The following is a 22,113-nucleotide window of genomic DNA, read 5'->3' as shown; positions in this document are numbered from 1 at the left end:
GCAGCGATGTCGCGGAACAGGTGCCTGGGGGTCGACGAAGGTGCGCTACGAGCGGGCCGCTCTCACGCAACAGAAGCGAGCGATGCGATCGCTGCCCATCAGAGCCAACTCAGGGTGTGATCGTAACCATTGTCGTCATACCCAAGCGCCTGACTGATGCTGTCGACCTGATCATCGTGACGGCCTTGCGGAAAGGTCAACAGCTCCATCTCGAGCTCGGCGAGGAAAGGGGCCTTCCTTGGAAACCAGACGCGTCCGGCGGCAAATTTGCCCTGCTGGACATAGAGGCGGCCGATCTTGTCGTGCTCGATCTTGACGGGATTGACGAAGCAATCAGTCTCATTGCTGAGCTCCTGTGCCAAAGCAATTCCGGTTGAGGCGTCTTCGATCAGGATCTCATGCGGCCTGAAGCGCTTCGCGAGTTCGAGTGCGGTGTCGCGGAGGATGGGATACTCGAACCGACCGCGCACCAGATCCAGCAGGTAATAATTCCCGTCCGCGACCTGCCACGTCGTACACACCGACCAGTCATTTTGCGCGCCGTTCTTGGCCGCAGTATCCCAGCTCTGAATGATCCTGCTTCCAAATTCAAAAGGCGGCGCTGCGTCATAATAACGTAACCAATCGCGCTTGATCATTGCGCCGCCGACCGGCACCGGAGCTTGTTGATATTGCGCCGAGAATACATCGGGCCCGAGCGTCTGCCGCAGCTTGTGCAGGGTCTCAAGCGATTCATGAGCCGGATGCAGCGCCTCGCCTGAGGTTCTGAAATGGAATTGATTGGGACCGATCGAGACCGCGGCGTCGGTCTCGGCGATGGCGGGCAGACTGAGCACCTCCCACTCGTCGGATGAGCTGGCCAGAAAGCCGGACAGATCGTCGAGATGAACGCGCTGCATCACCAGGATCACCGCACCGGTCTGCTTGTTGTCGAGCCGGGACATCAACGTATTGGTCACCCATTGGTTGACGGTGTTCCTGCGCGTCTCCGATTGGGCGTCGATGGGCTTCTGCGGATCATCGATGATGATGAGGTCACCTCCCAATCCGGTCAGCGTTCCTGACACCGAGGTCGCCTTGCGGAAGCCGCGCTTGGTCGTGAGAACCTCTCCTTCCGTGCTACGCGCAATACGCATGCGCGGAAACGCGCGCTGGTAAAACCGGGCGTGCGCAATAGATCGAAAGTCACTTGCATGCTTGGCAGAGAGGTCGTCGGCATAGCTGATTGTGATGATGCGTCGCCAGGGCTCATGGCCGAGTAGGAAGAGGGGAAACGCCACCGACGCGGTGATGGATTTGAGATAACGCGGCGGCATGTTGATGATCAAGCGGGTGATCTCGCCGCGTCGAATCCGCTCAAGTTGGTAGGCGATCGCTCGAATATGCCAATTCGGCAAGAACGTCGTGCCGGGATTGAGGTGAAGAAAGCAGCGATAGAGAAAGCTGACAAAGTCAATGCGTAGAATAGCATCGATGATTGCGTTGTCATGGTTGGTCACTCCGACTCTCCTCGTTTGTTGAATTCCTCGTGCAGCTGTTGGACATAAGATTCCAGGACTTTGCGATCATCCATATCGATGACGTCGCTGGCTGGCTGCTCGGATGATAAGCCGAGTTGCTGGCGCGGTTGAGCAGGAAGGCGGTCGCTTTGAGATTCCCCTTCAGCGCATCTTCGGCACATCGCAAGCAGATGGCTTCCAGCAAGGAGAGTTTTCGCAGTCTCCCGCCCTGGCGGACATCGACTTTCCGATTGAAAAGTTCGTCGAGGACGGTCGCCTCGTTCTTCGAGCCTTTGGGCCGACCGCGCTTGTTGCCGGATTGACCCGGCTTGAACTGATGCTCGGGGGGCGGGCGGCCGTAACCGACGTCGCTTCGTTTTCTGCGCGCGCGATCCGGTCCGTGTTGTGAGCGGCTCACGCGCGGCGCTCCGACGACGTCGTCGTGCGCTGTGCGGTGACCTCATCGAAGGTCTGACCAGTCGCGACCAGGGTGGCATCTCGCTTGGTAATATTTTGCCAGCGGCGTAGCGCGGCATCGACATAGAGCGGATCGATCTCCATGCCATAGGCGCGGCGGCCGACGCGCTCCGCCGCCAGCAGGGTGGTGCCCGAGCCCAAAAACGGATCAAGGACGAGATCGCCGCGCTGCGTGCAGTCCTTGATCGCGTCGGCGATCAAGGCGACCGGTTTGACGGTGGGATGAATTGCGAGTTCGTCGAGGCGGCCTTGGCGGAAGGCGTTGACCCCGGCATAGGTCCAGACATTCGAGCGGTTGCGGCCATGGCGGCCAAGCTCGATGTTGTTGCGATGGGGGGCATCGCCGTTCTTATAGACGAAGATCAGCTCATGCTGGGAGCGATAGAAGCTGCCCTGGCCGCCATTCGTTTTGTTCCAGACCACCAAATTCTGCAGCGGGCCAAAGACGGCGTGCCCGGCGTCGTGCATCTCGCCAAGGTGTCGCCAATCCATGAAGATGTAGTGCAATGACGCGTCCTTGGAGAATTGGACGGCGCACCGCATCCAACCGGTGAGAAAAGCGGTGAACGCGGCCGGCGACAGTTCACCGGACGCGACCGCAAACTCGCGATGCTTGATGTTGCCGCGACCTAGCGTCGCGGAAATTTGCAGATTGTACGGGGGATCGGCGATCAGCATGCTGGCCCGCTCAGATCCCATGAGGGTCAACCAATCGCTTGGATCGCCGGCATCGCCACACAGCAGGCGATGCGAACCAGCCTGCCACAGCTCGCCCCTGCGGCTGACGGGCTGCTCGCCGAGCGTGCAGGATGCGTCGGCTGAATCCTGCTCCGTCTCGCCGAAATCGGCCATCAGCCCGTCGATTTCGGCCGGCTCAAAACCGGTAATCTCGAGGCTGAGGTTGCACTCGGGGAGCAGAGAGGCGAGCTCACCTAGTTCTTCGGCGAGCAGCTTGCGATCCCAGCCTGCATTCGCCGGAATCTTGTTGTCGGCAAGCGCCAGCGCTCGCTTTTCGGCCTCGCTGAGGCCGCGCATCACCAGGACGGGGACGTCCTTGAGGGAAAGCTGCTTAGCCGCGTCCCAGCGGGCGTGCCCGGCGATGATGCGCCGATCCTCGTCGGCCAGGATGGGATAGGTCCACCCATAGCGCAGGATCGAGTTTGCGACTTGTTGGATCTGCTTCTTGGAGTGCGTTCGCGCGTTCTTGGTAGCTCGCTTGAGCTCTCCGAGCGGCAGAAGCAGTACGTCGCGCTGAACAGCTGGCGCCAAGCGAGTGCTTGTCTTGGCGACCTTCAAATGGTCTTCGATGGGACATTCGACGTGCTTAGTTGGCTTACGAGGATGGGAAAACGCGGTACGTTTTTTAAGCCGTGACTTGTTGGCGGCGGTTCGACCGAGCGTCATGTCGGTGCTCCTTTTTGTTGAAGGAGCAACTCATATGCACCATGGCAGTGGCTTCGGGTAAATAGTTAAAAAAGCACATAATATTCAACTGGTTAGAAACATGGTCCGCTTGCAGAAAGAACTGATTCACAGGTGTTTGTGAATGGTCGCTTTGGCTGCGCGGTCGGCCATCATTGGCGTGCTCCGGGTGAATGCTGGAGGACCGCCGCGCCAAAAGAATGAATTCATACGTACGACGCTATCTGGCAGCTTTCCGCCATTTGGGCTTCCGGAAGCCGAGAGTAATGAGGCCTTTGCGAAGCGTATCCAGCGAAATTTTGCTCGGAAACGGCATATAGCGCGGCGCCAGATCGCCAGGTCGGAAATAGCAGATGACGCTGAATCGTTGCTGGCCCTTTTCGTTGAGCTCTTGCAGGCGTCGATTGACCAGATAAATAGCTTCCTTGAGCGGGGGAATGAGCGAGATCAGATGCTCATATTCCCGCTGGGATCGATCGTACCGATGCTCACCGAATGCTTCGAACAGCAAGTCGACCGCAAGCTCTTCGAGGGGCATTGGTCTGAGTATTCGAGGCAACTGTCTCGGCAAGTTGGGCACTCCTTGGATGAGAGATCTGGTGGCACCTCCGTCATTTCCGGATAACTCGACTAGCCTTGATGCGTCATCCGGATCCCCCTGACCGCGCCTAGTCTGATATGACCCCGACTTAACATGATAGTCCGTAGCTTTACGGTCGTGTCGAAGCGGGAATTTTGTTCGTGAGCGGTTCTTAATGGGCGGGTTTACAGAAATGGCCGCGGGGTTCTCTTGTCGGTGCAAGAGCGGACGATTGTGATGTTACCGATCCCGAGCGTCAGGCTGAAAATATTGAGTGATGGCGCGGTCGGCACTTGCTTCTGACGCGATTGTTCCGGAGAGCCTTGTAGCCAGCGGCAACTGAAGACATGGATTTTGTTTCTTGCTGCGAGCGGCAGCTGCATGCGCCCACTATGCGCGATTAGCTAAAAGGTGAGCTTCCGCAGCGTATCATGGTTCGATTGATGTGCCTGCTCGCGGAGCGGATGGGTCCGCCATGCAAATGATCTGGTAAGGGTATGGCTGTCGCTCCTAAAGCCGTGCCAATGACATTTCGTGCCGTCGGTCGCCATCCGCTCGCGTCGATCGGAAGCTTTCGGCCTTCGAGGATCGTGAACATTGCAGTGCGCGATCACTCTGAATTGCAGCCCGGCGCAACCGTCCTGCCAAGATAGACGGCGACCGGCCCGGTCAGCGCCATGCCGCGCAACTCGCTCGGCGATATCAGCCGTGCGTCGATGATCTCGCGGTTGTCGAGCTGTAACTCGGGTAGCCGATCCAGTCGTAGTTCAAAGAAATGTACTTTATCTTTTCGCCCTTCCCAGAGGCCCCTGGCGTCGCCCATCGCGACCAGCGGGAGTGCTCCGGCGAGGCCGATCTCTTCTGCCAGCTCGCGGCGAGCCGCTACTTCAGGGGTCTCACCCGGCCGCACACTGCCGCCGGGGAGGTTCCACTCGCTCCTATAGGACGAGCGCACCAGCAGCAGCGCCTGACCGACGTAGACAGCCACGAGGGCCCCTTCATGCTGCTGGTGTCGCAGTCGCCACCAGATGCGGGCAAGCGGGAAACCGACGCGGTATGCTGTCCGCCAGGCAGCGTCGAGAAGCGTGGAGTGTCGAGTTTGTCTAAGGTCTGACATGGATCAACCTCTTCAACCTTGCCGGCAGAGGGGCAGCTTTTCGCCTGTACTGGGTCTCGGGCTGTTGTCCCAGCTACATCTTTTGTTGTCCCGGAAGCCGAGCCCCCGAAATCCGGACGATGCCCACCTTCATATTGGTGCGCCGACCAAGGTGATCGAGTGCACCTGCCTGCCGCGGAGCATGAGTCTGCATCTGGTCCTTCAGCGACCGAAATCCAAGTCCACTCGCACCTCGGCAATCAAGGAAAGAGCGGACTCGTTCTGCTCAACGTGAGTTCTTCCCAGTTTGACCCAAACGGACATTGACCGGTTCTGACAAACTCTCTTCTCAATGTCTGCTCTTTGGTCGCGTTACAAGGACAGCGGAAGGTCCTATGGTGACGGCGACATGATCCACGTCGTCGGCATCGATCCGCGCATTGCCCGGCGTTGCTTGCACGCCGGACGGCTCCAATTGTCGTCCGAATTACCCCCTTCCGTCATCAAACAGGTGTGGTGTCTTGGCTCTCCCGCGACCAGCGACGGCCGGCACATCCAGCGCGACCACCTCAGCAGGTGCGAACGGAAGCGCTGCCAGCTCTACCAACCCTAGCAGCGTCCCTTTTCTCCAATCGAATCGGGCAATTCGCCGATGTTCGATGTCGTGATCGGATGTAAGCAACTGCGTCGTTTTCGACATGACTCTATCCTCCCAACGGACGATGGTCTTGCCGGAAAAAGCAGAATGAAAATCGTTAATTAGCATGGGCTGATCGGCCGAAAAATTCTTTGGCTCCGATCCGATACCTGGCGGCAATTTCAGCGACAAGCCCATTTTGACGCATATCGCTCCGGATGCAGAGGAAACGCTCTCGTCCGGGGGCGGTCGGGTCAGGAGCGCCCGTTTTGATCTTTCAGCGCCGCAAACGTATCGATCCAATCGCGAGGCGCCCGTTCCGAATTTCGCAAAACAGCAGCACGCGTTTTGTTTGTGCGGCGTTGAGCAGACTTTCGAACAGGACCAACATCTCGCGCGCCCGGACGTAGACTCCGCGGTAATGGCGTGTTGATCGAATCCGTAGGCCGCAAGGCGCGTGTCTATTTCTGTCGTGGCGACCGGGTCAATCCGCCAACTGAGGGCGTTTTGCAGCGTATAGCATTCGGCCTCGGCTTGGCATTTGGAGACGATTCCAGCCAAGTCGATCCGTCGTAAGCAAGCAGTTTATGGCGCAACACGCGGTACCGTTGAATCTCCCAGGAGAGTTCGGCGACGTCGATGGCGAGCAGCCATTCGATCGCCGAGCGCGGCGCGAGGTCGGCAAAGATCGTCTGCCGCAGCAGTTCGTAGTGTTCGAGACTCTCACCTGGCAATAGCAAAGGCGGAGGTGCCAAGGCCTCGAACTCGACCGGCAGCGCGGTGAACTGGTGCGAGGGCGACAGTGGCCTGTTCATCGTGGCGAGGCCTCCGATCCAAGATGTGTCGGCAGAGCCGCGCTGGCGAGTCCGGCGTTGGTTGGATCGTGCGCGGGACTTGCCGCCCACAGCTCCTGTGCGATGGGCAGGGGAGAGATCTGCAGATTGGCCCACCACGCGCGCTCGTTGCCTTACCGATGCAGCTCGTGGTGATGAGCGCGGCATAATGGAACCGTGAACTCGTCGCTGACCTTGCGGCCGAGGGTCCTGGGTTGAGCGAATTTGAGGTGGTGCGGATCGCACGGGGTGCGCTGGCAAACGAGGCAGCGCTGCTCCCGGACGAACAACAGGTGGGCCTTGCTGCGCTTGCGGGGTGGATCCTTGGGATAAGCGAGCTCAGGCTGACGTGCGGGCGGCTGGGATGCCTGCAGTGCGGTCTCGGTGCTTGCAGGAGCTGCCCCGAGCGGCTCAGGCGTGTTGTTTTGCGCTCGTTCCAAGCCGGCCTTTGAATCGGAGGGGTGGGCTGTAGCACGAGCGGCGTCCTCCAGCTTGCTCTGATAGGCGGCCTCGACGATCCGGGCGTCCGGCTCCAGCAGCGTATTCTTGCGCGGAATGGCGGCCTTGGCCCAAACGAGCAGCTCGCTGCCGCTAGGCAGCGCTACGAGCTGGCGCAGCAGCTGATCCCGAAGCTCCGCGGATTGCAGCGGCCCCAGCACCGGCGGGTGATGCAAGACGCCTTTGGCCGGCTTGGGCTTCGCGCTCGGCGGCGCTTGCGACTCCGCGGACGGCGGGCCGGCCAGCGCGTCCGGCGCGTCGAGATCATCCTCGCCGGCAATCCCGACCAGCGCGAACAGGGCATAGCGCCGAGCATAGGTCAGCGCCGCGCCCATGCGGTGCGGCGCCTCGACATCCTTGCTGGCACAGACCGGCCACTCCGAGGAGATCCATTCGCCGGAGGCATGGGCGAGCAAAGTGGTGAGGTGGATGGTGCCCGTCGTGACGTCGGTCCGGGTGGTCTGGATAATGGCGATCTCGTGCCGGCTCAACGTTTTGCGCACGATGTCGAGGCCGGAGGCCAACGAGGCGTAGCGGAAGGTCCGGTCGTCGTCGCGCAGAAACGGCGAGCGGATCTGAGCAGTCAGGGTCTTTTCCGGGTTGGTCAATTCGGCCTGCGCGCGCGCCAGCGCGGCTGCGATCGCCCCGATATGTTCACTGGCCTGGTGCATGGATGTGCTCCATCTGAACCGGATCAAAGCTGATCGCGCCGGATTTGGCCCGCTTGGCGCGAACGCCGTGGCCGATCGCCTCCTTGGCGTCCTCGGGCATGAGCTTTTTGAGCTCGACCTTGACGAGCTCGTGCTCACCATGGGCGGCGCGGGTGCGCAAATAGGTGGCGGCACAGTCGGCCCAGAGATTGGAGGAGGTCATGTCGACCACCTTGACGGCGGCCAATCGTGGTCGCGGCGTCTCAATGCCAAACAGGGCCGGCGGCTCGCCGCTCTGGACGCAGCGCCAGAACTTCTTTTCGGCGGTCAGCAGCAGGTGCTGGTACAGCGGGTCGGCATGCACGGTGATCTCGACCCATTTGCCGCCGCCGGTGATGATGGAGAGCGCGGCGGAACGTGACGCGACGACCCACATGTTGTGCTGCAGTTGGGCCATATGTTTTTCGACGGCGGCTTCTTCAGTGAAGGCCCAGGGCAGCATGAACTTGGCCTCGAACACCGCGCCGGTCTCTGCAACCACACCGTCGAGCGTGGCGGCCATCCAGCCGTGCACGGGATGCCGCACCCGCTTCTGAATATCGATGATGGCCTGTCCGGTGCAGCGCTGGTACCAGGCCCGGTTCAGCTCCTCGGTGACGGTGCCGAGCTGCACCACCAGGTTTTCTGAAAAATCTTGCGGCGCGATCTCACCGCGCTTTTCCCGCCACAGCCGCGTGAGACTCTTCTGGTCATCGCCCATGATGATGCGCGCATCCGAGCCGCCGACAAAGGCGCGGCGGTCGCTGGGGGTGAATTTGATGACGGAACGCGGCGCCTCGGCGCCGTCAGCTGAGATCGTGGCCACCGGTATCTCCCTTGGGTTGATGCGGCTTGCCGCCGCACCAGCAAAAGCCCCGCTACCGCGAGGTGAGATACCAGGGCCATCGGTTGCGCCCGGTCCCCTTAAGTAACGCTCCTTTTGCGCGGGAATGCCAGTCAATTCTGCAGCAAGATTCTTGCTCTTTTGCGCCTAAATCCTTGATGCATCGGCGCTTTGGAGCGACGGTTTCTGCCGCGAGCAGCAGAGGCCTGCGGCATGGCGTCACAACGACAAATCGAAGCCAATCGTAGGAACGCGACGAGCAGTACGGGGCCCAAAACCGCTGCCGGGAAACGCCGGTGCTGTCGCAATGCCTTGCACCACGGCCTGGCGAGGCGCGAGCAGCGTGACGACGCGGCGATCGAAGGCCTTGCCGGGGCGATCCGCTCTGGCCTCGGGCCTGAAGTCGCGTCGGACATCGTGATCGAGATTGCTCGCGCCAAGTTGGAGCTGTCACGCGTACGCGCGATCCGACATGCGATGCTGGTCGCCATTTTGCGATGCCCGATCGCGGCCGGCGTCGCACGTCTCAAGGGCCTGGACCGGTACGAGCGCGCCGCCCTGGTCAGACAGAAGCGGGCGCTTCGGTGCCAAAGAACGACGGGCGGCTGACGTGCTGCGACCGAATTGGCTTCGTTCCGGATTATGCGCGCGGGCGTATTCCATCGATTACAGCGACTTCTGCATGGCCGCCGCGGTTGGGATGGGCGGAGATGCAGCAGGCCAATATGTCGGCAGGTGAGGATGGCGGCAATGCGCATCAAGAGGGAAGACGCCGAGCGACATGCTGTCCGACGCGCGAGCAATACGCGTTTCAGATCGATGTTCTGATGTCGCGGCAAACCGTGCCGCCGGTCGTGATCGAGCTCAAGGCGATTTTGTTCAGCTCTTACGACGTGGTGCGCTATTCGCCAAAGTGCCCCGGCCAAGAAGCCATCTAGTTTTATCTTCCTTATGGCTTTGTGGTCGTAGCGCTTGCGGCGCTGGGACGACGGCTTCTGAATCACAACGTGGATTTGATTTCGCCATGGCCACGCCGGACGCGTGCGGCCATTAGTACCGGCCTTTGTTCTTTGGTGCGCCGTCAGATCAAATGTGCGCAGCGGCTGGTGAGCTTGACCCGCTCCGGCCACATTCAATTGCGGCGCTATGAGAAGACGGTCGAGATCGACGCCTGATCACCCGGCGCCGGCACGCGCGATATGGCTAGCGCTCAGGAGGCGTCGCTACCGCCGCCGAAAATCGGCAGCCCCACTTCGATGGCGGGGTCGGACCAGGGATCTGATGCCCAGTACAGGAATTGGCTGAGGCTATCGACCTGATCGTCGTGCCGGCCGTTGGGGAAGGCGAGGATCTCGGTGAGAAAATCGGCCAGCCATGGCGCCTCGCCTGGTAGCAAAACCTGGCCGGCCTCGATCTTCGCCGACTGCGCCGCGAGCCGGTCCTGCTTGTCGCCTTTGGGCAGGATGCCGATCGGCTCGGGCATCCCGTCCGGTGGATCGTTCCGGAGATCCTGCCACAGCGACAAACCAAAGCTGGCTTTCTCGATCAAGATCGTATCGGCGCCAAACCGGCGCGCCAGCTCGGGGATTTTGCGGCGCAAATCCGGATAGACCATGCGGTCGCGAAAGACATCGAGCACATAGTATTTGGTCTTGCGCTTCAGAAAGGTGATGCATACCGAATAATCGTTGTTCTCGCCAATTCCCGCCGCCACATCCCAACTCTGCACGATGCGGTCGCCGGGCTGCTGCTCCGGAGCGCCAAGATAAGCTGGAAACCAGGCGCGTTTGAGCGCGTTGCCGCCGTCGGGAACTGGCTCCTGTAGATATTGCGCGAAGAATCGCTGACTACCCATCTCGCGCTTGAGCCGTTCCAGGACTGCTGCGCCCTCCCGCTCGGGCTGCAGCGGCTCGCCGCAGCGCCACTGCTTGACCCGGTCCGGTCCGATTGGGATCGTGCAATCGTCCGGCGCGATGGCGGGCAAACTCAGGTGGTGCCAATTGCCGGAGTGGAGCAGGTGGCCGGATAAGTCGTCGGGGTGCAAGCGTTGCATGACTACGATGATCTGGCCCGTTTGCTTATCGTCCAGACGCGACACCAACGTGCCTTGGTGCCAATTGATGACCTTGATGCGCTGCTTGGCCGAAAGGGCCTCATCTGGCTTGTGGGGGTCATCAATGATGATGAGGTTGGCGCCTCGGCCGGTCAATGTGCCCTCAACGGAGGTGGCGTAGCGGCAGCCGCCTTGCGTGGTCACCGCCTCAAGGCCGGTGTCCTTGGCGAGCCGCATCGCTGGAAAGATTCGTTGGTACCAATCGGACTCGATGACCATTTTGAATTGCCGGTGCAGTTCAAGGGCCAGTTCGTTAGAGTAACTAACGACGATGATGCGGCGCCGCGGATCATGGCCGAGCAGCCAGGCGACATAGGCGACCGACACGCAAACCGATTTCAGCGCCCGCGGCGGCATATTGACGAGCAGGCGCTGGATTTTGCCCTCCTGCACCTGCATCAGATGGTAGACCAGGGCCTCGATGTGCCAATTGTCGACGTAGGTCGCATCACGCGCGATGGTGTCGAAGCATTTCCAAACAAAAGAACAGAAATCGGTGCGCAGGACGGCCGATAAAACGCTCGCGCTCATGAACCATCCTCAGCTCGCAGCCGCCGTTGAACATAGGCATCAAGAATTGCTTGATCTCTCGCTTCAAGCGGCGCGTCGACCGCGATATCCGGGCGACTGTATTTTTCTCCAAGGCGGATGAATTGCTCGTTGGCACGCGGGTTGCCTTGAAGCGCCTCTAGACGCAGCCTCTCGAGGACGGCCCGCTGGGTGGTGATCTTTTTGGGGCGCCCATTTTTGGTAATGTTCACCGGGCTCTGCAGGGTCTCCTGCACATCGGTCTTGAAATTGCGGCTGCCCTTCGGGCGACCCTTGGAATTGCCGGATTGTCCCGGCTTGAACTGGGAATGTTTGGGTGGTTTGCCGTAGCCCACCGTGTCGGCGGATGCGTTGGTGGGCGGCACCTCGGTGACGATCCGTTCGGTCGCGCCCGGGTTCTTGTTCGGGTTCAGACGTATGCGCTCGACCATGTGTGTCTCCAGTCAGTTTGAATTTGTTGCTGCCGCGCCGCCTGAAAAGGGGCGGCCGGTTTCGGCGTGATAGGCCGCTTGGCCTGTGAGGCGCTGCCAGCGTTGGATTGCGACGTCGACATAGAGCGGATTGAGTTCGAGCAGCCGGGCGCGACGGCCGGTCTTTTCAGCCGCAATCATGGTGGTGCCGGCGCCGCCGAACGGATCCAGAATGATGTCGCGAGGTTTGGAGCAGTCGCGGATGGCATCCGCGACCATGGCGACCGGCTTGACGGTCGGGTGCAGCGCGAGCTTGCTTTTCGCGGTCCCGCTCAGCGCGCTCTGGCTGACGTAGTTCCAGACATTGGTGCGGTTGCGGCCATGACGGCCGAGCGCGATGTTGTTGATGTGCGGGGCGGTGCCGAACTTGTAGACGAAGATGAACTCATGTTGCGACCGGTACAGCGAGCCCATCCCGGCGTTGCTCTTGTTCCAGACGCAGATATTTTTGAGTTCGGAAAAGACGGCGGCGCCGGCCGCCAGCAAGTCGGGCGTATGGCGCCAATCCATGCAGACGAAGTGGATCGCACCGTCGCGGGAGGCCTTCGCCGCGTTTCCCAAGGTCGTTGCCAGGAAGGCACGAAACTCAGGCGGCGAAAGCTCGCCTTTGCCCATCGGAAAATCATGTCGCCCTGCGGACTTCGCGCGCGTCACATGTCCTTCGATCGCCACGTTGTAGGGCGGATCCGTGAATACCATGCCGGCTTGCTCTGATCCGAGTAGTTTGGGGTAACTCTCCGGATTGAGCGCATCGCCACATTGAATAACGTGATCGCCGCAGTTGAATTGGTCGCCGAGCTGGCAGATGGCCACGGTTTGTTCAATGGCGGGCGGTAACTCGTCCTCCTGATCGAGGCCGTTGTCGTCGAGAAGCTTGTCAAGTTGAGGCACGTCAAAGCCGGTGTCCTCCAACGAGATCTGCGAATCTAGAATGAGGATTTCGGATAGCTCGAGTCTGAGCTCGTCCAGGTCCCAGGTGGCGTATTCTGGTATTTTGTTCAGCGTCACTCGAAGGGTGCGCTGTTGGGCCTCGGACAGATCAGAGATGTAGACGACCGGAAATTTGCGCCATCCAAGCTCTCGTGCGGCGACCACTACAGCCCACCCATCGATCACCGTTCCGCCAGGATCGATGAGAATCGGCGCCACCGGCCCAAAGGTCTGCAGGCTCACCTTGATCTTGCGGATTTGTGTTAGTGAATGGTCTCGGATTTTGTGTCCAAGCGGGCGCTTTAGCTTAGCAAGCAACTCGCGCGAAAACTTTAGATCGCGGAAGGGCTCGTGGGGCGCTTCTGCGCTAGCTTGGTTTGCGGTCGGCATTCGCTCCTCCAATCATCGCTATCAATCATCGCGAGATTAGGTCGGAGGAATGCATCGCGGCGAAGCAAGTATGGCAATGCCATTGATGCGCTAGTTGCCGGAGTTCGCGCCGCTTCGGGCGGCGTGGGAGGAGCGGTCGGCGGGCTTGCCGCGCCGGCCGGCGTGGCGTGCGCTAGCGGCACTTGCTTGCTTAGCGACGACCCGCGGCTCTCAAAATGGTGTCACGCGACACTTCGCGCCGGCCGTGTTCCTTCAGCCATGCGTTGACGCGGCGGTCCAATAGAGCATTTGGGAGAACGTGCTGGGGAGGTACGTCTTTCCAAAGGTTGTTAATCGCATCTTGGGTATTCTTCAATTGGGTGGATTCGCGTTGTTTTCGCTTCGGTCGCTTGTCGGTTTCAGGAGCGCTCGGGCTTGCGGTGGGGCCGACCTCGGGCAACAGTTTCGCGGTCACGTCAGCCGTGGAAAGCTCGATGCGCTCCAAATACCACGGTCCGTGATGAAGGCGCGGATGGTCGCGAAGACACCATGGCTTTTCCGGCCGCGAATCCTGCCAATCAATGTCGTTTGGCTTGAGGTCAGTCGGAATTTCAAGTTGCTTGCCGCAGATAACTTCGGTTGATGTGAGTAGTCGGATCGGATGGCGTGCCAGCTTGGCGCGCAAGGCAATGACGCCATCCGACAAGGCGCAACAGACATCCGATCGGGCTTGCTCTTGCGAGCAGCCGGACGCTTTTGCCAGCCGATCAGCCGCAGCAGACAGCGTTTCCCATTTAGATGTATAGGTCACAGCAAAACCCCCAATCCAATGACAAGCGAAACGGTTATTCCGCTTGATGTGTATCGGAGTGTTAACGTTCTGTAGGCGAATCGGTGCCTTTGGCCTGCTCTCGCCCATATTGGGATACCATTCCGCGGCATGTGGTACGAGCACGGAGGACGCGGTGAAGCAATGGCCGCTCCATTCGGGAATCGCCAACGCCCGATCTCCCGGCGAGTCGCTTGTTTTGTCAGTTGCCTGAAGCTCGAGGGGCGTCGCCACTATCGCCGTTGGCACCAAGCGGGGACCGATGACCTTAGTCCGGGCAGATCGACGCCAACCGCGGCAACCGCAAGTGGCCAATCAATCCGAAGGCGGCGGGCAAGATGCGCGCGAGCAGGAGCCGCGTTTGGTCAGGAGCTGTCTCGCTGAGGCGATATTTGGTCAGTGCTGCGTTGGCAGGCGCGCCTACGTGGTTGCGACGAGGCTGGGCACCTCGGCTCCGGTTCGCATTTTCAAGGTGCGGAGCGACGGTGATTCTGCAGTCTTGCTGCGTTCCAAACGTGCGGTGCGGCTCGCGACGATCGGCGCCCAACCTTCCGGCTGTCGTGCCCTTCCCCCGCCCCTCTAGTCCGTTGCGGCGCGCGTCCACACTCAATCCCCGGCCGTGCCCAACGTCATCAAACAAAGGCGCTCCGAAATGCATGTCCCTGTTTCGGACGGCCAAAGTCCCTGTTCCACACCGAACAATTCCCTGTTTGAATTTTGAGGTTTCCGATCGCGACTTCGAGGGTTCAAGGCACTTCCGGCATTTTCTTGGCGACCACGGCACTGGGGCTCGGAGTTTTCCCTGTAGAATTCCCTGTTAGCAGGCAATTTAATGAAGGTTGGTCCGACCGTGATCTAGCCCCACGTTTGGCCGGTTTGGGGTTGACCCCCGGCGCCGATCTGGCCGAGAAAGGCCACCAGCACGGGAGCACGGTTGAGCCGAAACTTTCCCGGCTTTTGGCTCGTCGGTTCGCATGAGGCCGGCGTGCCCTGGAGTTGTCATGACCGATGATACGCACACGATCCGCAGTGGCGGCCTCTGCGCCACCATCAAGGCGCAAGGCGCCGAGATGTGCTCGCTGAGGCACGATGACGGCACTGAATTCGTCTGGCAGGCAGGTCCGGCCTGGCCGCGTCACGCGCCCCTGCTGTTTCCGATCGTCGGGCGTCTCGCCAATGACGAGTTGCGGCACCGGGGCAAGACGTACCGGCTCACCCAGCACGGTTTTGCGCGCGACAACCGTTTCGTCTGGGCGGAGCGCGGCGACAGCCGCTGCGTGCTGGTGCTCGAGGACAGCGAGGCGACGCGCGCGCTCTATCCGTTCGCATTCCGCCTGACGGCAACCTATGCGCTCGACGACACGGGTCTCGATCTCACGCTCACGGTCACCAATACAGGCAAGGAGACATTGCCGGCATCGGTCGGTGGTCATCCCGCCTTCAACTGGCCGCTTCAGGCAGGCGTGACGAAGGAGAGTTATGCGCTCACCTTCGCTCAGGCGGAGCCGTCGCCTATCCGTCGTGTCGAGGGTGGGTTGATGCGCGTAGCCGCGGAGCCGAGCCCTGTCCAAGGCACGGTGTTGCCCTTGTCCGAATCTCTGTTCGTCGATGATGCCGTGATTTTCGATCAGATCAACAGCACTGCGGTCCGCTACGCTTCCGGGGATGGCGGCGGGCCCTGGCTCGCAATGTCCTGGCGCGGTTTTCGTGAGCTCGGCGTTTGGTCAAAAACGTCAGGCGCGCCGTTCCTCTGCATCGAGCCCTGGCGCGGTTATGCGAGCCCCATCGGCTTCGAGGGCGAATTCGTCGACAAGCCCGGCCTGATGCACATCGTACCAGGGGCCGAAGAGCAGTTGTTGTTCCGGATCGAGGTCGGAGTGGCCTGAGCATCACATCGTTGAGGTCGCCGATGTGATCGAAATGGCGCGCGGCAAGCCGCACCGGGCCTAAGCGCTCAGCGCATGCCTGCCGCGGGAGCCGCGATGATCGGTTGGAGGGTGGAGCGGCTCGATCCCGCGGACGTCAGGCGGCGCGCGAGATCCTGCGCGCGCCGTTCGATCAGATGCCAGGTGGCGCGCGCGACGAGATAGCTCGAAGCGGTGGTGGTGACATAGACGAGCAGCAGCGATGCCAATCCATCGGCGAACGGCCAGACCCGATGCAGGCCGTAGATCACCGCGAAATGCGACAGGTACATCGAATAGGAGTTGCGGCCGAGCGCCTCGAGCGGCGCGAAACGGAGTGCAAGACGAATGCACCAGAACACGAGCGCGCCGATCACGAGGTTGATCAGGAGATAGTTGAACTCGTGTGCCCCGCTTGCGCGGTTGGCGACAAAGGAAAGCGCGATGGAGCCGGCGAGGATCGCGGCGTCCGAATTGGTGAAGCCGTCGCGCAGCGCGAAGAACAGCGCACAGCCGACCAGGAAGACCGGCAGCTGGTTCAGGAAGCTGATGTGCAGCGTGGTCCAGACGAAGGATTCCTGGCCGGGCCCGTAATAGGCCAGGAACTGCTCGAACGCCCATGTCTTGAACAAACCGACATTGACCAGGTGCAGCACGATCGCGAGCAGCAGATAGAGATTGCGACGCGATCCGAATGCCGTGATCACGAGCGGGAAGACGAGATAGAAGGTCATTTCGGCGGCAATCGACCAGTCGCCCGGCACGACGCTGTTGACGCTGTCCGGCCAGAAGCCGTGCAGGAATGTCGCGGTCAGGATCACCTGGAGCGGTCCGATGCCATCAGGCGCGTTGTAGCTCGGCCCGGTGCCGTTGATGAAAAGATAGACCGGGATCGCGAGCCAGAACAGCGGCGCAATGCGCAGGAAGCGGCGGATATAGAATTTGCGCGTCGCATCTGCCTCGGTGCGTTGTGTCCACATCAGGCACATCGTGATGGCGCTGACGAAGTAGAATATGTTGACGCCGGTCCAACCGTACAGGAGGGCGTCGTCGAGCGCGTGGATATGCGACGGAAAGGATTGCGAAACGTGGATCGCGATCACCGCGGCGATGGCGATGCCGCGCAGGACGTCGAGCGTGTGCGAACGGCCGAACGACGCCGCGCCTGTATCGGTTCGACCGGCCAACCAGGCCTGCCCCTGCATCACGCTTGCTCCGTGGTCTTGCGCGTCTGTCGCGCTTGCGAGCTGAAAGCATAGAGGCGGTGCCGGCCGAACCGAAGCGGAAGCCTCTTCTTGCGTTAACCATCGGTTGAATCCGGATTCGGACGAGCGGGATTGGTAGTGCCGGCGAGCCGCCGAAGCTGATCTCGCCAACGGTCGATGCGCCCAGTGAGAAGAGTGAGACAATTCATAGTTAACACTGCATGACCGGGGTCTACACTGTTTGGGCGACACAACACGGCAGGGCAGCGCATCACGCGGCGACTCGAATTATCGAGCCCGGCCGCAGGCACACACGACATCCCCGCCGGTGCCGCGGTTCCGCAGTGAACGACTGTCAACGCGAGGCCGCCTGTTTCCACCTTGCTTCGATGCGGGCCTTGATGCGGCTGATCCTGATCTCATGCGCGGCCCAGTATGCGCGGCTCGCGGCCGCCGTGCCTCGGCGGAAGTGGGCATAGACGTCCTCGGGCCTCGCCATCTCGGGCTGCGTCTGCGGTCTTTCAGTTCGTGCTGGTTTCCTCGCATGCACCGCCACCGCTGTCTCCGGCGTGGTCGCCGATGCCGGCGTTGCTGCAACCTGGCTGACCTCGGCCGCCGACCTCGTGGCGTGAAGCCGGTTGCGGGCGCGATTGCAATAGACCTGGGACGAAGGGGTCATCTCCTCGTCGTCGTGGCCCGAGCGATATTTCACCAACGCGCGACAGAGGTCGCCGCCGGCCAGACGCCATGCGCGGCTGAGATAAAGCACGCCGTAATGAATGTTGAGGTCGGGTTCTGCGAGCTCGCCGGCATTTCCCTTGAACCCGAACCTCGCGGCGGTCTCGAGCCGCAGCTGCATCAGGCCGAGCTCGCCGGCGCTGCCGACCACGGCCGAGTTGTAGCCGCTTTCGACGAAGACGACGGCCTCGGCAACGTCGGCCGGCAGATTGGTCCGCGCCGTCTCGCGTTCGATGATCTTTCGGATCTCGATTCTCGATGTCGTTGTTTCGGCCGCGCCCAGGTCGGCATCCCCGGCCTGGGCACAGGTTGATGCCGACAGCAGCACGGCCGTCACGACGTGCTTCCACGTCGCGTTGAGACCTGCTTGTTTCGGACCCCGCCGCATGGAGCCCGTCGTACCGCATTGGCGTTAACCTCCGATGTGCCGCCGGGGCCGTCCGCCGGTCCGGACGCCGTCATAGAACCGGCGCGCCGGATCGGGGCCGAAATAGGAATCATTGCTGGACTAGACGCACAGCGCCAAGGGATAGCGGCTGGTCCCCGCGGGGCGAGCCAGAGACGCCTCCAGTCCTGCGGCCCGGCCTCCGGCATCGGGAACGGCCACCGATCATACCTGTTGTGGTTTGGCGCCAGCCCGGCCGATGCTATGGTGGACCGCAATCTCCGATGACAGGACGAGGATATTTCAGTGGCTGATGTTCATCCCGCGGCGGGCAAGCCGGCTTCGCCGAACGCGCTCGCCAACATTCCGCGGCTCGTGACGGCCTATTTCGCCGGCAATCCGGACGCGGCAGACCCGGCGCAGCGGGTGGCGTTCGGCACTTCGGGCCATCGCGGCACCTCGCTCAAGAACAGTTTCAACGAGGGGCACATCCTCGCGACGACGCAGGCGATCTGCGACTACCGGCAGGAAAAGGGGCTGACCGGTCCGCTCTTCATCGGCATCGACACCCATGCGCTGGCCGAACCGGCGCTCGTGAGTGCCGTGGAGGTGTTCGCGGCGAACGGCGTCGAGCTGATGATCGACAGGGATCACGGCTACACGCCGACGCCTGTCATCTCGCACGCGATCCTGACCTACAACAAGGGTCGCGCCAGCGGTCTCGCCGACGGCGTCGTCGTCACGCCCTCGCACAATCCGCCTGAGGATGGCGGCTACAAATACAATCCGCCGCATGGCGGCCCGGCCGACACCGATGTCACAGGTGTCGTCGAGAAGCGCGCCAACGCCTATCTCGCCGATGGGTTGAAAGGCGTGAAGCGCATGGACTATGCCAAGGCCCTGAAATCCTCGACCGTCCATGCCTACGACTACATGACCCCCTACGTCGCCGATCTCGGCAACGTCGTCGATCTCGAGCTCGTCAAATCCGCCGGCATCGCTATCGGCATCGATCCGCTCGGCGGCGCGGCCGTGCATTACTGGCATCCGATCATCGAGCGCTACGGCCTCAAGGCCACCGTGGTCAACGAGGCGATCGACGCGACCTTCCGCTTCATGACGGTCGACTGGGACGGCAAGATCCGCATGGACTGCTCCTCGCCTTACGCGATGGCGAGCCTGATCGCGATGCGCGACCGTTTCGACGTCGCCTTTGCCAACGATACCGACGCCGACCGTCACGGCATCGTCACCCGCACCGGCGGGTTGATGAACCCGAACCATTATCTGGCGACCGCGATCTCCTATCTGTTCGCGCACCGGCCGAACTGGCGCAAGGACGCGGCAATCGGCAAGACCGTGGTATCGAGCTCGATCATCGACCGCGTCGCCAAGAAGCTCGGCCGCAAGCTGGTCGAGACGCCGGTCGGCTTCAAATGGTTCGTCGACGGCCTCGTCACGGGGAGCTTCGGCTTCGGCGGCGAGGAGAGTGCAGGGGCCTCGTTCCTGCGCCGCGACGGCACGGTGTGGACCACCGACAAGGATGGCATCATCCTCGGCCTGCTGGCCGCCGAGATCATGGCGAAGACCGGCCGCGATCCGAGCCAGCTCTTTAATGATCTCACCGCCGAGTTCGGCGTCCCGCATTACGCGCGCATCGATGTTGCCGCGACCGGCCCACAGAAGAATATCCTGAAATCCGTCACGCCCGAGCAACTCGGCCTGAAGGATCTCGCCGGCGACCCCGTTCGCGCAACGCTGAGCAAGGCGCCCGGCAACGGCCAGCCGTTCGGCGGCATCAAGGTCGAGACCGATTTCGGCTGGTTCGCGGCGCGGCCGTCGGGCACCGAGGATGTGTACAAGATCTACGCCGAGAGTTTCCGCAGCACCGAGCATCTGAAGCGGATTCAGGAAGAAGCCCAGGCCGGGCTCGCGAAGGTGTTCGGGGGGTAACTGCCGGGGCGGAGCCCAAGACGCCCCTTCGAGAGAGCGTTTGCCGCATTCTCCGCTGTCATCACCCGCGAAAGCGGGTGATCCAGTACGCCGCGGCCGCCGTTACGTGAACGCAATGTCTGCCGCGGAGTACTGGATTCCCCGCTTTCGCGGGGAATGACAGCGATCCCGATTCTGTATACAACTTGCCATGATTAGGTATTATGGTAGGCTAAATAAGCCTTGAACGAATTTCTTCCTCCGCTATTGTATACACAACGCATACAACAGCCTTGGGAGATCGCCCATGACGAAACCCTTCCCCATGAACGCCTGGTACGCCGCCGCGTGGGATGCCGAGGTGAAGCCGGCGCTGTTGCCCCGGACGATCTGCGGCAAGCATGTCGTGATGTATCGGAAGGCCGACGGCTCGGTGACTGCGCTGGAGGATGCCTGCTGGCATCGCCTGGTGCCGTTGTCGAAGGGCCGGCTCGAAGGCGACACCGTCGTCTGCGGCTATCACGGCCTGAAATACAATGCGCAGGGGCGCTGCACCTTCATGCCCTCGCAGGAGACCATCAACCCGTCGGCCTGCGTCCGCGCCTATCCCGTGGTCGAGCGTCACCGCTACATCTGGCTCTGGATGGGCGATCCTGCGTTGGCTGATCCCGCGCTGGTGCCCGACATGCATTGGAATCACGATCCAGCCTGGGCCGGCGACGGCAAGACCATCCGCGTGAACTGCGACTACCGTCTCGTGCTCGACAATCTCATGGACCTCACCCACGAGACCTTCGTGCACGGCTCCTCGATTGGAAACGACGCCGTGGCCGAAGCGCCGTTCGACGTCACCCATGGCGAGAAGACGGTCACCGTGACGCGCTGGATGCGCGGCATCGAGGCGCCGCCGTTCTGGGCCAAGCAGCTCGGCAAGCCTGGTCTGGTCGACCGCTGGCAGATCATCCGTTTCGAGGCGCCCTGTACCATCGCCATCGACGTCGGCGTCGCGCCGGCAGGTACCGGCGCGCCCGAGGGCGACCGCTCGCAGGGCGTCAACGGCTTCGTGCTGAACACCATCACGCCCGAGACAGAGAAGACCTGCCATTATTTCTGGGCCTTCGTCCGCAATTACCGGCTCGGCGAACAGCGCCTCACCACCGAGCTCCGCGAAGGCGTCTCCAGCATCTTCCGCGAGGACGAGCTGATCCTCGAGGCGCAGCAGCGCGCCATGGACGAGAACCCGGATCGCATCTTCTACAATCTCAACATCGATGCCGGCGCGATGTGGATGCGCAAGCTGATCGACAAGATGGTGGCGAAGGAAAACGGACCGCAGCATCTGCAGGCCGCGGAGTAGGGCATGGCCGAGGTCGACCGCTCCGTCTCGCAGACCGTGAAGGCGCAGCTCGCGCTGCGCGACCAGATATTGTCCGGATCGTTGCGGCCGGGCGAGCGCATCTCCGAGCTCCAGGCGGTGGAGACCACGGGTGCCTCGCGCACCCCGGTGCGCATGGCATTGGTGCGGCTGGAGGAGGAGGGGCTGCTGGAGGCGATCCCCTCCGGCGGCTTCATGGTGAAGGCGTTCTCCGAACGCGACATCTCCGATTCCATCGAGCTCCGCGGCACGCTGGAGGGCCTCGCCGCACGCTTCGCCGCCGAGCGCGGCGTCACCGCGCGCGAGCTGGAGCCCTTGAAGGAATGCCATCTCGCGATCGATGATCTCCTGCGTCAGGTCCCGATCTCGATCGAGGCCTTCTCGGCCTATGTCACGCTGAACGCGCGCTTCCACGCGCTGCTGACCGAGCTCTCGCGCAGTCCGCCGCTGATCCGGCAGATCGACCGCGCCTCCGCGCTGCCGTTTGCCTCGCCCTCTGGCTTCGTGATGGCCCAGTCGGCGCTGCCGGAGGCGCAGCAGATCTTGATCATCGGGCAGGAACACCACCGCGTCGTGATCGATGCGATCGAGAACCGTGAGGGTGCGCGGGCCGAAGCGATCATGCGCGAGCACGCCCGGCTTGCGGTGCGCAATCTCCGCCTCGCACTGCGCAATCGCACCCATCTCGACCTCTTGCCGGCGCTCGCACTGATCAAGACCACAACCGATTGAGGGCACC

21 protein-coding genes are annotated in these 22,113 nt (G+C 61.7%); 6 read left to right on the top strand and 15 right to left on the bottom strand.

Translation table 11 applies throughout. The features are described from left to right. Positions 1 to 98 precede the first annotated feature (98 nt). The 9 genes from terL (ACVWZ4_RS03480) to ACVWZ4_RS03440 form a co-directional block, all read right to left on the bottom strand. Positions 99 to 1,499, bottom strand: coding sequence for a phage terminase large subunit (terL, locus tag ACVWZ4_RS03480; RefSeq protein ID WP_456789977.1), 1,401 nt, complete (start codon positions 1,497 to 1,499; stop codon positions 99 to 101). Continuing rightward, positions 1,486 to 1,917: a DUF5681 domain-containing protein gene (locus ACVWZ4_RS03475; protein ID WP_456789976.1), complete on the bottom strand. Its 432-nt coding sequence runs from the start codon at positions 1,915 to 1,917 to the stop codon at positions 1,486 to 1,488. The genes terL (ACVWZ4_RS03480) and ACVWZ4_RS03475 overlap by 14 nt, the downstream gene beginning before the upstream one ends. Further along, positions 1,914 to 3,380: a site-specific DNA-methyltransferase gene (locus ACVWZ4_RS03470; RefSeq protein WP_456789975.1), complete on the bottom strand. Its 1,467-nt coding sequence runs from the start codon at positions 3,378 to 3,380 to the stop codon at positions 1,914 to 1,916. Before ACVWZ4_RS03470 ends, ACVWZ4_RS03475 begins: the two co-directional genes overlap by 4 nt. A gap of 238 nt (positions 3,381 to 3,618) precedes the next feature. Further along, positions 3,619 to 3,936 carry a hypothetical protein gene (locus ACVWZ4_RS03465; protein WP_456789974.1) on the bottom strand — a complete coding sequence of 106 codons (318 nt, stop codon included), beginning with the start codon at positions 3,934 to 3,936 and terminating at the stop codon, positions 3,619 to 3,621. A gap of 652 nt (positions 3,937 to 4,588) precedes the next feature. Next, positions 4,589 to 5,095, bottom strand: coding sequence for an NUDIX domain-containing protein (locus tag ACVWZ4_RS03460; RefSeq protein ID WP_456789973.1), 507 nt, complete (start codon positions 5,093 to 5,095; stop codon positions 4,589 to 4,591). 466 nt (positions 5,096 to 5,561) lie between these two features. Next, on the bottom strand, positions 5,562 to 5,909 hold the full coding sequence (locus ACVWZ4_RS03455; protein ID WP_456789972.1) for a hypothetical protein: 348 nt from the start codon (positions 5,907 to 5,909) through the stop codon (positions 5,562 to 5,564). A 263-nt stretch (positions 5,910 to 6,172) separates the two neighbouring features. Then, positions 6,173 to 6,526, bottom strand: coding sequence for a hypothetical protein (locus tag ACVWZ4_RS03450; RefSeq protein ID WP_456789971.1), 354 nt, complete (start codon positions 6,524 to 6,526; stop codon positions 6,173 to 6,175). Between the two features lie 152 nt (positions 6,527 to 6,678). Next, a complete protein-coding gene (locus tag ACVWZ4_RS03445; protein WP_456789970.1) occupies positions 6,679 to 7,713 on the bottom strand; it encodes an ERF family protein in 1,035 nt (344 codons plus the stop codon). Continuing rightward, the gene (locus tag ACVWZ4_RS03440) at positions 7,697 to 8,557 is read right to left on the bottom strand and encodes a YqaJ viral recombinase family protein (RefSeq protein WP_456789969.1); all 861 of its coding nucleotides are present in this window, start codon (positions 8,555 to 8,557) and stop codon (positions 7,697 to 7,699) included. The genes ACVWZ4_RS03445 and ACVWZ4_RS03440 overlap by 17 nt, the downstream gene beginning before the upstream one ends. Before the next feature lie 231 nt (positions 8,558 to 8,788). Between ACVWZ4_RS03440 and ACVWZ4_RS03435 the strand changes: the two genes are divergently transcribed. Together ACVWZ4_RS03435 and ACVWZ4_RS03430 are read left to right on the top strand one after the other, a co-directional pair. Continuing rightward, a complete protein-coding gene (locus ACVWZ4_RS03435) occupies positions 8,789 to 9,184 on the top strand; it encodes a hypothetical protein (protein ID WP_456701965.1) in 396 nt (131 codons plus the stop codon). 101 nt (positions 9,185 to 9,285) lie between these two features. After that, positions 9,286 to 9,513 carry a hypothetical protein gene (locus ACVWZ4_RS03430; protein WP_456701966.1) on the top strand — a complete coding sequence of 76 codons (228 nt, stop codon included), beginning with the start codon at positions 9,286 to 9,288 and terminating at the stop codon, positions 9,511 to 9,513. Between the two features lie 272 nt (positions 9,514 to 9,785). Here ACVWZ4_RS03430 and terL (ACVWZ4_RS03425) read toward each other — a convergent pair whose 3' ends face one another. The 4 genes from terL (ACVWZ4_RS03425) to ACVWZ4_RS03410 form a co-directional block, all read right to left on the bottom strand. Beyond that, complete coding sequence (gene terL / locus ACVWZ4_RS03425) at positions 9,786 to 11,219, bottom strand: phage terminase large subunit (protein WP_456789968.1); 1,434 nt, start codon at positions 11,217 to 11,219, stop codon at positions 9,786 to 9,788. Continuing rightward, entirely contained in the window at positions 11,216 to 11,668 is a 453-nt protein-coding gene (locus ACVWZ4_RS03420; protein WP_456701969.1) for a DUF5681 domain-containing protein, read from the bottom strand. Before ACVWZ4_RS03420 ends, terL (ACVWZ4_RS03425) begins: the two co-directional genes overlap by 4 nt. A gap of 12 nt (positions 11,669 to 11,680) precedes the next feature. Continuing rightward, the gene (locus ACVWZ4_RS03415) at positions 11,681 to 13,027 is read right to left on the bottom strand and encodes a DNA modification methylase (protein ID WP_456789967.1); all 1,347 of its coding nucleotides are present in this window, start codon (positions 13,025 to 13,027) and stop codon (positions 11,681 to 11,683) included. Between the two features lie 190 nt (positions 13,028 to 13,217). Continuing rightward, positions 13,218 to 14,006, bottom strand: coding sequence for a hypothetical protein (locus tag ACVWZ4_RS03410; protein WP_456789966.1), 789 nt, complete (start codon positions 14,004 to 14,006; stop codon positions 13,218 to 13,220). An 830-nt stretch (positions 14,007 to 14,836) separates the two neighbouring features. Between ACVWZ4_RS03410 and ACVWZ4_RS03405 the strand changes: the two genes are divergently transcribed. Next, positions 14,837 to 15,721 (top strand): aldose 1-epimerase family protein, encoded by an 885-nt coding sequence (locus ACVWZ4_RS03405; protein ID WP_456739852.1) that lies wholly within the window; start codon positions 14,837 to 14,839, stop codon positions 15,719 to 15,721. A gap of 68 nt (positions 15,722 to 15,789) precedes the next feature. Here the strand turns inward: ACVWZ4_RS03405 and ACVWZ4_RS03400 are convergent, their stop codons facing one another. Both ACVWZ4_RS03400 and ACVWZ4_RS03395 read right to left on the bottom strand, forming a co-directional pair. After that, a complete protein-coding gene (locus tag ACVWZ4_RS03400; protein ID WP_456789965.1) occupies positions 15,790 to 16,944 on the bottom strand; it encodes an acyltransferase family protein in 1,155 nt (384 codons plus the stop codon). 355 nt (positions 16,945 to 17,299) lie between these two features. After that, a complete protein-coding gene (locus ACVWZ4_RS03395; RefSeq protein ID WP_456789964.1) occupies positions 17,300 to 18,070 on the bottom strand; it encodes a transglycosylase SLT domain-containing protein in 771 nt (256 codons plus the stop codon). A gap of 303 nt (positions 18,071 to 18,373) precedes the next feature. On the opposite strand from ACVWZ4_RS03395, the gene pgm reads away from it, so the two are divergent. The 3 genes from pgm (at position 18,374) to ACVWZ4_RS03380 (ending at position 22,106) form a co-directional block, all read left to right on the top strand. Then, entirely contained in the window at positions 18,374 to 20,020 is a 1,647-nt protein-coding gene (gene pgm, locus ACVWZ4_RS03390; protein ID WP_456739849.1) for a phosphoglucomutase (alpha-D-glucose-1,6-bisphosphate-dependent), read from the top strand. 286 nt (positions 20,021 to 20,306) lie between these two features. Further along, positions 20,307 to 21,356 carry an aromatic ring-hydroxylating dioxygenase subunit alpha gene (locus ACVWZ4_RS03385; RefSeq protein ID WP_456701692.1) on the top strand — a complete coding sequence of 350 codons (1,050 nt, stop codon included), beginning with the start codon at positions 20,307 to 20,309 and terminating at the stop codon, positions 21,354 to 21,356. Positions 21,357 to 21,359: 3 nt separating this feature from the next. After that, positions 21,360 to 22,106: a GntR family transcriptional regulator gene (locus tag ACVWZ4_RS03380; RefSeq protein ID WP_456701976.1), complete on the top strand. Its 747-nt coding sequence runs from the start codon at positions 21,360 to 21,362 to the stop codon at positions 22,104 to 22,106. Positions 22,107 to 22,113 lie beyond the last annotated feature (7 nt).

It is taken from the genome of Bradyrhizobium sp. USDA 4472 (assembly GCF_054058595.1).
Note: the sequence above shows the minus strand (reverse complement) of the source record. Positions and strands in the feature narration are given on the sequence as shown.

Excerpts from the sequence above, each read along its gene's own strand:
- ACVWZ4_RS03470 (WP_456789975.1), bottom strand. The coding sequence starts at position 3,380 with ATGACGCTCGGTCGAACCGCCGCCAACAAGTCACGGCTTAAAAAACGT.
- ACVWZ4_RS03465 (WP_456789974.1), bottom strand. The coding sequence starts at position 3,936 with ATGCCCCTCGAAGAGCTTGCGGTCGACTTGCTGTTCGAAGCATTCGGT.
- ACVWZ4_RS03460 (WP_456789973.1), bottom strand. The coding sequence starts at position 5,095 with ATGTCAGACCTTAGACAAACTCGACACTCCACGCTTCTCGACGCTGCC.
- ACVWZ4_RS03455 (WP_456789972.1), bottom strand. The coding sequence starts at position 5,909 with ATGGGCTTGTCGCTGAAATTGCCGCCAGGTATCGGATCGGAGCCAAAG.
- ACVWZ4_RS03450 (WP_456789971.1), bottom strand. The coding sequence starts at position 6,526 with ATGAACAGGCCACTGTCGCCCTCGCACCAGTTCACCGCGCTGCCGGTC.
- ACVWZ4_RS03445 (WP_456789970.1), bottom strand. The coding sequence starts at position 7,713 with ATGCACCAGGCCAGTGAACATATCGGGGCGATCGCAGCCGCGCTGGCG.
- ACVWZ4_RS03435 (WP_456701965.1), top strand. The coding sequence starts at position 8,789 with ATGGCGTCACAACGACAAATCGAAGCCAATCGTAGGAACGCGACGAGC.
- ACVWZ4_RS03430 (WP_456701966.1), top strand. The coding sequence starts at position 9,286 with ATGCAGCAGGCCAATATGTCGGCAGGTGAGGATGGCGGCAATGCGCAT.
- terL (WP_456789968.1), bottom strand. The coding sequence starts at position 11,219 with ATGAGCGCGAGCGTTTTATCGGCCGTCCTGCGCACCGATTTCTGTTCT.
- ACVWZ4_RS03420 (WP_456701969.1), bottom strand. The coding sequence starts at position 11,668 with ATGGTCGAGCGCATACGTCTGAACCCGAACAAGAACCCGGGCGCGACC.
- ACVWZ4_RS03415 (WP_456789967.1), bottom strand. The coding sequence starts at position 13,027 with ATGCCGACCGCAAACCAAGCTAGCGCAGAAGCGCCCCACGAGCCCTTC.
- ACVWZ4_RS03405 (WP_456739852.1), top strand. The coding sequence starts at position 14,837 with ATGACCGATGATACGCACACGATCCGCAGTGGCGGCCTCTGCGCCACC.
- ACVWZ4_RS03400 (WP_456789965.1), bottom strand. The coding sequence starts at position 16,944 with ATGCAGGGGCAGGCCTGGTTGGCCGGTCGAACCGATACAGGCGCGGCG.
- ACVWZ4_RS03395 (WP_456789964.1), bottom strand. The coding sequence starts at position 18,070 with ATGCGGCGGGGTCCGAAACAAGCAGGTCTCAACGCGACGTGGAAGCAC.
- ACVWZ4_RS03385 (WP_456701692.1), top strand. The coding sequence starts at position 20,307 with ATGACGAAACCCTTCCCCATGAACGCCTGGTACGCCGCCGCGTGGGAT.
- ACVWZ4_RS03380 (WP_456701976.1), top strand. The coding sequence starts at position 21,360 with ATGGCCGAGGTCGACCGCTCCGTCTCGCAGACCGTGAAGGCGCAGCTC.